We start from the raw sequence: 11,995 nt of genomic DNA on the forward strand, positions 1-11,995 counted from the left end.
TCTACTATCCACACCTTTATCCCCAACCTGTGGATAACTTTTCCTGCACCGTGTGGAAAGTGTGAAAATGCCCCCGTCCCACAAAAACACATTCTTGTAATTTGACTGTTGCACGCACCGTGTCAAGCCCCGTGTTTTCTAGAGGGTAGTTTTCTGGTTTTGGGTTAGGTCAGGCGACTATGTTCGTGGTGGAGAGTGCGTTCCAGTAGGCGGTCTCGTAGTCGACGGGGCTGGTGTGGCCCAGGGCTGAGTGGAGTCGGTGGTTGTTGTACCAGCCGACCCAGTTGGTGATGGCTTTCTCGGTTTCGTCGAGTGTGGTGAAGCCTGTGGGGTGGATGCTGACGTTGTGGATGCATTCTCCCTTGTAGAGGCTGTTTATGGCCTCTGCTAGGGCATTGTCATAGGAGTCGCAGTATTGGACCCCTCGGTCACTGTGGTGAATAAGCTGGTCAACACGCTGGTCCTGCCGGAGCCGGGAGGGCGTCTGATGGTTTGTGTGTGGAGTTCCATTCCGCATAAGCAGACAAGCCAGAATGACTACTATGGTACGACGAGACTCGGCCGATAAGGCTAAGATTGATGCGATTGAGGAAAGTTGCTTGCTAACCCTGAAATCGCGAAGCTGTTTGACGGGCTAGGCACGTCGCCGACGGACGCCGACCACAGCCGCGAGCGCAGCGGCCCCCAGCAAGGCGAGGGGAATCACGGTTGCCAGGGGGAAGTCGGTACGGTCATTGGTGTGCGGCCGGTCGAGCGGTCGTAGGCGGCGCGCGCAGTAGCTGCAAGTAGCACATCAACCTGTGACGCTAAACAAATAGCTATAGGAATTGCTATGTCACTAGCTATTTGCATTGCTACTTTTATATTCACCGGCAGTAGCCGAAGTTGGTCAGCCCAATCGGAAGTAAGTATATCGGACTATACTTGAAAGTGTTTAGTTTGCTATACTATCGTTGTGACGAAGCGGAAAGACATTCTTAAAAACATCGCTGACTTTGCAAAAAGAACGGGTCAAACGCTCACGATTAAAGAGGGCGGTAACCATACTCGAATCTGGGTTGGCGAGAAGTACACCACCGTGGGGCGCCATAAGGAGATTGACAATCTCATGGCTCGTAAAATCTACAAGCAAATCGGAATGGAACAGTAGGACATGAATACGTTTACTGCCTGTGTTGAGCGCGGCGAGAACTGGTGGGTTGCCCAGCTAGTCGAAGACCCTGGCGTTATCGTTCAGGCGCGTCGTCTTGACCAGATTCAAGAAGAAATCCGTGACGCTCTCGCCCTTTTCCCGGAGCTTACCGATTCGCCCGAAACAGCTATCGTTCATCTTGACCTTGTTGGTGAAGTAGAGCAACAAGCTCAAGCTACCCGCGACCAACTTGCCGCCATCCGCGAGCGTGAAGCTCATGAGCTTGCCAATATGTCGCAACATGCTCGGCGGCTAGCGGATGGTGGGTACAACTACCGCGATATCGCCTACCTTCTTGGCATCACCTACGGCAGGGTGGGGCAAATACTCAAAGCGAAAACCAGCACTGCCTAAGTATGCGCGGCAGCTGCAAGCAGCAGGAGTACTCCGTGGCTTGGCCGCTTCGCGTCTGGAGAGTGGTGGTGGTTTGTGTATTTTTGCGGTTTGGGGTGGATGATTCGTATTTGTGGCGACGCTTCAGCTCACACCATGAGCCACTGGGACGGTGAGGAGAGAGGGGGCATCGGAAAGCACAAAAAGGCGCCCTGGGTTTCCCAGGGCGTCGTGAGAGGGCAGGGAGGCGGTTAGCGCCAGCCCATCGTCATGAGGAGGCCGACGATGGCGAGGCCGAAGCCGATGCCATAGTTCCAGGGGCCGAGCTCGGCCATGAACGAGATATCCTCGCCGGCGAGGTAGTTGACGATGATCCAGGCGAGGCCGAGGATCATGAGGCCCAGCATGAGGACGATGTACCACTTTGGTGTGCCCTCGTTATTGATTTTGACCGGGGTGCGGTTGGCTGAGGTGCTCGTGACCTGAGGGGTCGAGCTCTTCGAAACCTTAGACTTCGGCATGGTGTACCTTCATTTTGATGTGCGGTGGGAGTTATTTCCTTGAATACGACTACTGTACCAGCAGCTTTAGCTCACGCTTAGCGGCCACCATTCGTAACCGAGTTGAAGGCGTTGCCCAAATCGCTGAGGAACTTCCATTCGCGGATTTGGATATCGGCGTCCTTACGGATGGTTTGGCCAGACTGGGCGGAGGACCATGCGATGCGGCCAGCGTCCGTGGGCACCGGCGTGTTGACGACCTCGCCCTTGGTGAACGAACCGGTCCAGCCCAACTGCTTGAGGGCCGACTTGGCATCGGACTCCGTCATGCGGACGAGATCGGGCACCGCAATGAGCATGCCGTTGGAGACCTGGAGGGTGATGGTGTCGCCCGCCTTGGCGTTCGACGTATCCGGCATGGAGAGCACCGTGCCTTCCGGCTTGGTGGAGTCGACCATCTGGATCTGAACCTTGAGATCCTGGCCCTCGAGGGTGGACTTGGCGTCCTCGACGTTGAGGCCCTTTATATCCGGAACGGAGACATCCTCCGGGCCGGTAGACACGGTGATGCGGACCTTGGAACCCTTGGACAGCTGGGATCCACCCGCGGGGTTCTGCGAGATGATCTGGCCCGTAGGGATGTCTTTATTGGATTCCTCGGTGACGGTGTCATCGAGCTCCAGGCCTGCGTCCGTGAGGGCTTGGGTGGCCTCGTCGACGTTCATGCCCGTGATATCCGGAACGTCCGTGATCTCCTTGCCGGAGGACACGGTGAGGATGACCGTGGAGTTCTTTTGCAACTCCGAGCCTGCCGCAGGGTTGATGCGGATGGCGCGGTCGCGCGCGACGTCGTCATTCGGCTCTTGGTTTACCTGGACGAGCAGGCCCATCTCCTCGAGTTCCTTGACGACCTCGGCGCGGGGGCGGTTCTCGACCTCGGGGATGATGACCATGTTTGCCTGGCGCGCGGCCTCGGCGCGGCGGTCAGCTTCTTGCTGCTTGAGGTCCCGGGAGTTCTGGTAAAAGTCCCAGCCGAAGTAGCCCACGGTTCCGATGAGCGCGGCGGCGAGCAGAGCAGCCAGCCACTTGAGGCCGGAGCCAGACTTCTCAGTGCCCGTGGGGCGCGTCGAAGCGACCGGCGCGTGCGTGATCGTCGTCGGTGCGTCGTCTTCTGCGGAAATGTGCGTGCGCGCGGCTTGGGTGACGGCGCCGCGGGAGAGGCGCTCGAGATCGCCGGCCATCTCCCATGCGGACTGGTAACGGTCTGCCGGGTGCTTGGCCATGGCGGTGAGCACGACGGCGTCGATATTGACGCGCTGGGTGGGGGAGAGTTCCTCGATGTACTCGGACGGAGGAACCGGATCCTCCTGGACGTGCTGGTAGGCGACGGCGAAGGGGGTCTCACCTTCAAAGGGCGTGCGGCCGGTGACGGACTCGTAGAGCACGCAGCCGAGCGCGTAGACATCGGAGCGGGCGTCCGCCGTCTTGCCGCGGGCCTGCTCCGGCGAGAGGTATTGCGCGGTGCCGATGACAGCGGAGGTCTGCGTCATGGCGGACGTCGAGTCATCGAGGGCACGAGCGATGCCGAAATCCATGACCTTCACCTGGCCGGTGTTGGTGAGCATGATATTCGCCGGCTTGACGTCGCGGTGGATAATGCCGGCCTCGTGGGAGGCCTGGAGCGCGTCCGCGACCGGCTTGAGGATTTCCGCAGCCTCCTCCGGGGTCATGGGGCCGTCTTCGGTGATGATGTCGCGCAGCGTGCGGCCGTTGACGCGTTCCATCACGATGTACGGGATGGCAACATTGGAGGACATGTCCTCGCCGGTGTCGAAGACCTGCACGATATTGGGATGATTGAGCTTGCCGGAGTTCTGGGCCTCTCGGCGGAAGCGCTCACGGAAGTTGACGTCCCGTGCCATTTCGGGGCGCAGCATCTTTACCGCTACGCTGCGGCCGAGGCTCGTGTCCTCGGCGGCGTACACCTCCGACATGCCGCCGGAGCCGATGACCTCGCCAAGCGAATAACGGTCATTGAGCATTACTTCTGCATACCTTCCTGACAAGTTCCTTAACGGTGACTTGCCATATTAAAGAGTCGCGCTGGGGTTTGTTGCGAAATGCGTCGGGTTAACGCTTAAAGAGTCTAATGGGTTGACCTCAGTTTCCACGGTATTGGGAGCCTCCGTGGTTGTGGGAGCTTGCGTGGTGAACTCGGGTTGTTCCTCCTGCGTCGTTTCATCCACGGGAGCGGGCGGCTTCTGCTCTTCCTCCGCAGGCGGCTCAGCCGGAGCCTTCGTCTCCGTCACGGTGGGTGCCTCGTGCGTGCGGTGTGTGGGCGTGCGTTGGGACTTGGTCGGTGCTGCCGGAGCCGTGGAGCGATCAGGTTGCTCGTCTTCCGTCGACGAAACGGTTTCCGTGACGACGATGGGATCTGCGGAGGTTGGCTCTGTTGATTCGCCGTCGTCACCGCCGGTGAGTGCCGTCGCTGCCCAAATGCCGCCGCCGAGGAGGGCAGCGGCGCCGAGGATCCAGGGGAGGATGGGCTTTTTCTCTGAGACCGCGACTGCGGCCGGTTGCGTCGTGGTGGGCTGCGCCGCATTGGCGAGCATCTCCGTCGACGCGGTGGGTGAGGGCGGCTCGGCGATATCGGGAACCGGAGCGCCGGCCGGCTCGGGTGGACGCTTGCCAAAACGAACCTGGGAGATGGCGAGCGCGAACTCGTTGCCATCCGCGTAGCGGCGCGCGGCGTCCTTGCGCAGCGCGATGCCGATGAGCTCGCGGGCCTGCGCGGAAATTGTGGTGGGCAGCGGCTCAGCGACCTTGGAAATGTGGGCGAGCGCGACGGACACCGACGAGTCGCCCGAGAAGGGCCGCTTGCCGGAGAGCATCTCGTAGCCGACGACGCCGAGCGAGTAGACGTCCGAGGCCGGGGACACTGCGTGGCCTTGGGCTTGCTCCGGGGAGACGTACTGCGCGGTGCCCACGACCATGCCGGTGCGGGTGAGCGGGACAGCGGCCGCGGCCTTCGCGATGCCGAAGTCGGTGACCTTCACCTGGCCGTTTTGCGTGATGAGCAGGTTGCCTGGCTTGATGTCGCGGTGGACCATGCCCATGCGATGGATCACGGAGAGACCGTGCGCGGCCTGTTCCATGACGTCGAGGGCGAGTGCCTCGGGCAGCGCGCCTTCGCGGGCAAGGAGGTCCGCGAGGGACTCGCCGCGGACGTATTCGAGCGCCATGAAGCAGAACATGGCGCCGTTCGGGTCCTTGAGCTCCCGGTAGTCGTAGGTGGCGACGACATTGTCCGAGTCGATCTGCTGGGCGGACTGTGCCTCGTTGCGGAAGCGGCCGAGAAATTCTTTGTTGTCCGAGAATTCCGGGCGCAGCACCTTGATGGCGACCTCGCGCTGGTGGACGTTGTCATCCGCGAGCCACACGGTGGACATACCGCCGTGGCCGATGACCCACTGGAGGGTGTAATCGGAGCCGATGAGCTCTTGCAAGCGTTCCTGTTCCATGGGCGACTAGCCCTCCGTTCCGGTGTAAGCGCGCAGGATTGCGCGGCCGATGGGGGACGAGACTTGGCCGCCGGTGGCGCCCTCGCCGAGGTGGCCGCCGTCCTTGACGACGACGGCGACGGCGATGTCCTTCTCCGGGTCGTAGGCGACGTACCAGACGTGCGGGGGAAGTCCATCTCCGTGCTCGGCCGTGCCCGTCTTCGAGGCAAAACCGTTGCCGTCATAGCCGTAGGTGGCCTGCTCAGAGCCGAACATGAGGTCCTGGATGGTTGCGGCGGTCTCCTCGGAAATGGCGGTGGCGGCGACCTTGGGCTTGGTGACGGTGACGTCTTCCATCTGGGCGTTGGTCACCTTGTTGACGAGGTACGGCGTCATGCGCACACCCTTGTTGGCGATGGTGGAGGCCATGCTTGCCGCTTGGAGCGCGGACATGGTGACGTCGCGCTGGCCGATGGCGGACTGCGCGGTGGCGGAGGCATCCGCGAGATCGCCCAGCGTGCCGGAGGACATGTCGACACCCAAGTCATAGTCCTGGCCCACGCCGAAAGCGTCTGCGTACTTGCGCAGTTCGTCCGCGCCGATGGACTCGCTCATCTCCACAAACGCGGTATTGCACGACAGGGAGAAGGCGGTGCGCAGCGTGACCTGCGCGGAGCCGCCGCACATCTGGTTGCCGTAGTTGGTCAGCGTCGTCACGTTGTCGGGTAGCGTGATCGAATTTTGGCCCGTGAGCGTCGAGTCCGGCGTGAAGCCGTTGTTGAGTCCCGCGGCCGAGGTGATGATTTTAAAGATCGATCCGGGAGGCAGTGTCTCCTGCGTCGCGTGGTTGATGAGCGGGTTGCCAGGTTGCTCCTGGAGCTGCGCCCACGTGTCCGCGCCGGTGTCCTCGTTGGTGACGTCCGCGGCGGAATAGCTCGGCGAGGACGCGAGCGCGAGGATCTTGCCGGTCGAGGGCTGGAGGGCCACGGCCGCACCGTTGTAGCCAGCGTTCGTGAGCTGGTCGTACGCGAACTGCTGGAGCTGCGGGTCGATGGTGACCTCGACGTTCGCGCCGAGCGGCTGCTTGCCGGAGAGCTGGTCGAGCCAGTTCTGGCCCATGAGTGAGTCGTCCGTACCGTTCAAGACGTTGTTATACGAGGACTCGAGTCCCGAGGCGCCGAACTGCGAGGACAGGTAGCCCGTGACGGGCGAGTAGGCTGCCGATGCCGCCGGGTAGCTGCGGGTATAAATTCCCTCCGCGTCCGCAGTGGACTGGGCGAGCACGGTGCCGCCGGAGTAGATCTGCCCGCGCGGGGTGGTCTGCATTTCGTAGAAGCCACGCAGGTTCTTGGGGTTATCCGCATACTTCTCATCGGAGAAAGCCTGGACGACGGTGAGCCGCACGAGCAGGATGGCGGTCAACAGGATTGCAAAGATCGCAGCGAGCCGGATCGACTTGTTCATCGGTGTGCCTCCTGGACGGCCGGGAACATGGACGTATCGCTGGACTGCGCTGCGGTGTGCTCGACCGCGGGCCTGCGTGCGGAATTGGAGATGCGCAGCAGGATGCCCAGCAAGATGTAGTTAGCCATGAGAGAGGAGCCGCCCGCGGACATGAACGGGGTCGTGAGACCCGTCATGGGCAGGAGTGCGGAGATGCCGCCGGTGACGACGAAGACCTGGATGGCGATGGTGAGCGCGAGGCCCGCCGCGACGAGCTTGCCGTACGTGTCGCGCACGCGCAGCGCCGTGTGGAAGCCGCGGGAGCACAGTATGCCGAAGAGGATGAGCACCGCGCCGAGACCGATGAGACCGAACTCCTCGCCGATGCCCGCGAGGATGAAGTCCGAGTGCGCCACGGGGACGATTTCCGGGTGACCTTGGCCCAGACCCGTGCCGGTGATGCCGCCGGAGGACATGCCAAACAGCGCCTGCGAGAGCTGGTATCCGCCGGAATCATAATTGCCCAAAGGATCCAAGAAGTTGGAGAAACGGTTCTGGATCTTGTCCGAGATTTGGTAGATGCCGTAGGCGCCGATGGCGACCAGGAAGAGACCGATGGCCAGCCACGAGACGCGGCCGGTGGCCATGTACAGCATGCCCAGCACCGTCGAGAAGAGGAGCAAGGCCGGACCAAAGTCGTTGGAGATGCCCATGATGGCAATCGCGATGGCCCACACCACGAGGATGGGCGCGAGATCGCGCAGGCGCGGGAGCGAGACGCCGAGGAACTTATAGCCCGCCACGGTAAACAGGGAGCGCTTCTGCGTGAGCAGCATGGCGAAGAACAAGATGAGCAGGATCTTCGACAGCTCGCCCGGCTGCAAGGAGAAGGGCCCCAGCCACAGCCAGATGCGGGCTTCGGCATCCGGCGGCTGCGGCCACACGAGCGGCAGGGCGAGAAGGATAAGACCGAGCGCACCCAAGATGTAGGAGTATCGCGTGAGCGATTTGTGGTCGCGGAGGAGCACGAGGACGAGGACAAAGAGCACGATGCCCGCGATGGTCCACATGATTTGGCGCGACGCGAGTCCCCAGCCATTGGCGAGGTCGAGGCGTGCAAGCATGATAAGCCCCATGCCGTTGAGCAGGGCGACGATGGGCAGCATGATTTGGTCCGCCCACGGCGCGAGGAAGCTGAGCGCTATGTGTGCGACGGCGAAGACGCCCACGAAGCCGCCAATGAGATAGAACAGTTCCGTGGTGAGTGAATTGCCTTGAGAGAGTTCGAGAGCGACGAGAATAAAGGAGAATACGACCGTGGCGAGGAGCAGCAGCCCCAGCTCGGTCCCGCGAAAACGGGCCTTCATTTACTTCACCTCCCGGCAGTTAACTCCCGGTTCAGATTGGATTGTGGATGTGGGCGACGGAGCCGCCGATGACGACGGCTGAGCAGACGAAGCAGCGGACGGCGCAGCAGACGTGGTAGCCGACGGGGTGGCCGAGGCCGAGCGCTTGGGGGCATCGGCAGGCTTTGTCGACGCCTCGCACACCGGCAGGGTCTTCTCCGCCAGGCGCACGAGCTGTCCCTGTACCTCGTCATAGGAGCCGGCGCCGAGGTTGGCCGCCGCGCTGCGCTCCGAGGCCGGAAGGGCCTCGAGCGTGAACGGGGAAAAATCGCCCGTGCAGTCTGCCGTCCTGAGCCCCAGCTCACCCTTCTCGTTGAGGCAGGCGTGCTGGTAGGTGGAGTGCAGCGCGCGGCCGAAGAGCTCGAAGTCCGTGCCCTGCTGGACGGTGATCTCTCCGTCCGTGGCGACGTAGTAGCGGTCCGTCATGGCGTTCTTCGCCCACAGGCCGGCGGCGACGACGGCGATGAGGACGACGAGGATGGACGAGACCACGATCCAGCCGAGTTTGCCCCGTGGGGCAGGCTCCGAATCCTCGGAGCCCCCCTCACCGTCCTTATCGCCGACATGCGCCATGGTCTGTGCGGTGGTCGACGGGACGGCGCGGTTAAGCTTCGCCGCCCGCGAGGCCGCGGAATCCGGATGCGTGGGCTCCGGCAGCTCGCCGGCGATAGCGCCCACGAGGTGCGGGGACGAAGCTTCGCTGGAGCCCTCCACGACCTCGGCGATAACGACCGTCACGTTGTCCGGGCCGCCGGAACGCAGCGCGAGCTCGACGAGCATCTGTGCGGCATCCTCCACGCTGCCCTGCTTGAGCGCGGACTCGATGGTGGTCGCCGTGACGGGATCCGACAGGCCGTCGGAGCACAGGAGAAGGCGGTCGCCGACCTTGGCGTCGAGCATAAACAGCGTGGGCTCGACGTCGTGGCCGGTATACGCCTTCAAAATCAGGGACTTTTGCGGGTGCGACGAGACGTCCGCCGGGTCGAGCTTGCCCTGGTCCACGAGCGACTGGACGAAGGTGTCGTCCTTCGTAATCTGCTCGATCTTGCCGTCACGCAGACGGTAGCCACGGGAGTCACCCACGTGGATGACGCCGAACTCGGAGCCGTTGAACATGAGCGCGCTGAGCGTCGTACCCATGCCCTCGGTCTCTGGGTGCTCGTCGACGTGGCGCTTGATGTCCACGTTCGCATCGCGGGCGCTTGCGGCCAGGATCGACAGCATGTCGTTGTCGCCCGGGTCCTTATCAATCCGCTCGAGGCGCGTGATCATGAGCTGCGAGGCGACCTCGCCGGCCGCGTGGCCGCCCATGCCGTCCGCGAGTGCGAGCAGCCACGTGCCGCCGTATGCGGAGTCCTCGTTATTGCCGCGGACGAGGCCGCGGTCGGAGAGGGCCGTTACTTTGAGTTTCATGGCATCAGCCTTACTGTGGTTCGACCCATCTTGATATCCGTGCCCACGCCCACGCGTTCGGGCTGGTCAATGCGCACGCCGTTGACGAACGTGCCATTGCGGGACTCCAAATCTTCCACGAACCAGTCGGAGCCGCGGCGGAAAAGCCGCGAATGCCGTGCGGACGAGTAATCATCGCCCGTCACGAAGTCGCACTCGTTGGCGCGGCCCAGCACCAGGTCCTCGAGCGTGCCTAGCGCCATGTGGGAGCCCTGCAGCGGGCCCTCCACGATGGAGATCTGGTGCGCCGCCTCCTTGCGGTGCGGCGTGCGCGCCGGGCTTGCCGATGCCGTCACGGCCGCCGCCTTGTTCGCGTCACGGCGCATGGCATTGAGGGCTACCAGGATAAAAATCCATAGCAGCGCCAGGATTGCGATGCGCAGTCCGAGCAATACAACGGAGGACACGTGGTGCCGCCTTCCTGGAAATTGAAGAAAATCTAGTTATCGAGACCCGTGATACGGACCTCGATGTGCGAATGCCCCATAGTAATCACATCGCCGTCAGCGAGAAGCCAGTTTTCAATGGGGGTGTCGTTGACGGTCGTGCCGTTCGTCGACTGCAGATCGACGAGCACCGCGTCCTGGCCGTTCCACGTGATTTCCGCGTGCTGACGGGAGACACCGGTATCGGGCAGGCGCAGGTCCGCGTCCGTGGAACGGCCGATAATATTCGAGCCCTCGTGCACTTGGTAGGTGCGCGAGGAGCCGTCCTGCAGCAGCAGGTTGACGCTCGGGCCGCTGCCGGGATTGTCCGGCATGCGCGCGGCACGGAATGCCGTGGTTGCGGCTTCGGGATTGTTGTACTGATCAGTCATCTCGTCCTCCTGAGAGTCGCCCTCCTGCGGGGTGGGCTCGTGGAAAATGGCGTCGTAACCGGTTTCCTCGCCCGGCTCGTGGTCAATAAAAGAAGACACGCGCAGCTGTCCCGTGCGCAGTCCCGACTCCTCCGCGATGCGGACGATGACGGGTCCGGCGAGCGCCCAGCCTTTGTTGCGCATGAAGCGCCCCAGCTGGTCCGCCAAGAGCTCGGGAAGGTCAGCGTCGCGCGACAAGTTCTCAATATCCTTGGAGCTCACCGCGACGGTGACCACGTTGGGTCCGTAGAGCAACCCGTCGTCGCCGCGCGTGAGATTGTCCTGGGCTTCCTGCTTGAGGAGCTCCTCGATCTCTGCGGGAACGATGCGGCCGCCAAAGACGAACGCCATGCCGTTGTCGAGTCCGCGCTGCATGGCGGAGTCAAGCTTTGCGAGCCTGCCCATGATTCCCATTGGCGCGGACCTCCTTTACCACTGTGACTTGTAATGGATTATCAAATAACGTGCCTAAGTATAGGGGCAATGGGCAGATCCAACGAAGAACCGTGCGGACACGCTGGGGATTTTTTGGTCTGTGCCTGCGGATTTGTTAAAAACACTGACCCCCGTGCTATCTTTATTTAGTCGCCAAGACATATCAAAACCCTGCCCGGGTGGCGGAATTGGCAGACGCGCTGGCTTCAGGTGCCAGTGTCCTTATAGGACGTGCGGGTTCAAGTCCCGCCCCGGGCACAGTGAGCAGTTCAACAAACTGCTACACCGGAGGTCACAAACTCGGAAGGGTTCGTGACCTCCGGTTTCTTTGTTTTTGTGAACTTTGGCGGTCGGGGATTGCAAGTGTGGGGATTTACATCCGAACTCCCGCTCTCGCCTGTCGAACTCTTGTTTTCGATGGTGTCAATAAGTCATTTTGCTTGTTATTTTGATCTGACGTCCTGGCTTTTGCTCCCGCTGCGGGGCAATTGGAATCCTCCAACTGAGATGTTTTCCTTGGGGTGTTGGAGGATTTCCTAGTTGCTGAATCCCGATTTAAGAATTAATCGACTGGGCTGACGCGGATAAGGTGGTGCTGTTGCAAACTTCAGGCGGAGAGCCGTGACGACCCAGTTTTCATCCTCTGATGCTCGCTGCGGGTCGGCGTTCTCAGGCAGCCTCGAACACCCGGTTGACGATCACCGCGTCCGGGTTCGGGTGCCCGTAGGCAAACATCGCGCCCTGGCCTTTCCGTAATGAGTGCATCGCTTCCATCCCTTTCAACGTCCGATATGCAGATGTCCGGTTCTTAAACGCGCCTTTCGGCCCGAGGATCCGCTTCAGCCGACCATGGTCGCCTTCCAGGATGTTGTTGAGGT

At 61.9% G+C, this 11,995-nt stretch carries 12 protein-coding genes and 1 tRNA gene; 3 read left to right on the top strand and 10 right to left on the bottom strand.

Annotated features, from left to right (window positions below; genetic code table 11):
- Window positions 1-169: 169 nt before the first annotated feature.
- A complete protein-coding gene (locus HMPREF0307_RS13470) occupies window positions 170-517 on the bottom strand; it encodes an integrase core domain-containing protein (protein WP_066492806.1) in 348 nt (115 codons plus the stop codon).
- Window positions 518-955: 438 nt separating this feature from the next.
- Here HMPREF0307_RS13470 and HMPREF0307_RS10665 point away from each other — a divergent pair, with 438 nt between their 5' ends.
- Window positions 956-1,150, top strand: a complete 195-nt coding sequence (locus HMPREF0307_RS10665; RefSeq protein ID WP_066492808.1) for a toxin HicA — start codon at window positions 956-958, stop codon at window positions 1,148-1,150.
- Window positions 1,151-1,153: 3 nt separating this feature from the next.
- Entirely contained in the window at window positions 1,154-1,546 is a 393-nt protein-coding gene (locus HMPREF0307_RS12700; RefSeq protein ID WP_077210025.1) for a hypothetical protein, read from the top strand.
- A gap of 230 nt (window positions 1,547-1,776) precedes the next feature.
- Here HMPREF0307_RS12700 and crgA read toward each other — a convergent pair whose 3' ends face one another.
- From crgA to HMPREF0307_RS10710, 8 genes are all read right to left on the bottom strand, one after another.
- Window positions 1,777-2,046 carry a cell division protein CrgA gene (gene crgA, locus HMPREF0307_RS10675; protein WP_066492811.1) on the bottom strand — a complete coding sequence of 90 codons (270 nt, stop codon included), beginning with the start codon at window positions 2,044-2,046 and terminating at the stop codon, window positions 1,777-1,779.
- A gap of 77 nt (window positions 2,047-2,123) precedes the next feature.
- A complete protein-coding gene (pknB, locus tag HMPREF0307_RS10680) occupies window positions 2,124-4,067 on the bottom strand; it encodes a Stk1 family PASTA domain-containing Ser/Thr kinase (RefSeq protein WP_066492814.1) in 1,944 nt (647 codons plus the stop codon).
- Between the two features lie 48 nt (window positions 4,068-4,115).
- Complete coding sequence (locus tag HMPREF0307_RS10685) at window positions 4,116-5,546, bottom strand: serine/threonine-protein kinase (protein ID WP_066492817.1); 1,431 nt, start codon at window positions 5,544-5,546, stop codon at window positions 4,116-4,118.
- 6 nt (window positions 5,547-5,552) lie between these two features.
- A complete protein-coding gene (locus HMPREF0307_RS10690; RefSeq protein WP_066492826.1) occupies window positions 5,553-6,989 on the bottom strand; it encodes a peptidoglycan D,D-transpeptidase FtsI family protein in 1,437 nt (478 codons plus the stop codon).
- A complete protein-coding gene (locus HMPREF0307_RS10695; RefSeq protein WP_066492827.1) occupies window positions 6,986-8,335 on the bottom strand; it encodes an FtsW/RodA/SpoVE family cell cycle protein in 1,350 nt (449 codons plus the stop codon). Before HMPREF0307_RS10695 ends, HMPREF0307_RS10690 begins: the two co-directional genes overlap by 4 nt.
- Complete coding sequence (locus tag HMPREF0307_RS10700) at window positions 8,336-9,787, bottom strand: PP2C family protein-serine/threonine phosphatase (RefSeq protein WP_066492828.1); 1,452 nt, start codon at window positions 9,785-9,787, stop codon at window positions 8,336-8,338.
- Window positions 9,784-10,233 (bottom strand): FHA domain-containing protein FhaB/FipA, encoded by a 450-nt coding sequence (locus tag HMPREF0307_RS10705; protein ID WP_066492831.1) that lies wholly within the window; start codon window positions 10,231-10,233, stop codon window positions 9,784-9,786. Before HMPREF0307_RS10705 ends, HMPREF0307_RS10700 begins: the two co-directional genes overlap by 4 nt.
- A gap of 32 nt (window positions 10,234-10,265) precedes the next feature.
- Entirely contained in the window at window positions 10,266-11,096 is an 831-nt protein-coding gene (locus HMPREF0307_RS10710) for a DUF3662 and FHA domain-containing protein (protein WP_066492833.1), read from the bottom strand.
- A 194-nt stretch (window positions 11,097-11,290) separates the two neighbouring features.
- On the opposite strand from HMPREF0307_RS10710, the gene HMPREF0307_RS10715 reads away from it, so the two are divergent.
- Window positions 11,291-11,375 (top strand) — tRNA-Leu (locus HMPREF0307_RS10715).
- A gap of 411 nt (window positions 11,376-11,786) precedes the next feature.
- Here the strand turns inward: HMPREF0307_RS10715 and HMPREF0307_RS10720 are convergent.
- Window positions 11,787-11,995: DDE-type integrase/transposase/recombinase (locus HMPREF0307_RS10720; protein WP_156435936.1), on the bottom strand; the 209-nt coding region annotated here is incomplete at its 5' end.

The sequence above is a fragment of the Corynebacterium sp. DNF00584 genome (genome assembly GCF_001552965.1).
GTDB lineage: Bacteria > Actinomycetota > Actinomycetes > Mycobacteriales > Mycobacteriaceae > Corynebacterium > Corynebacterium phoceense.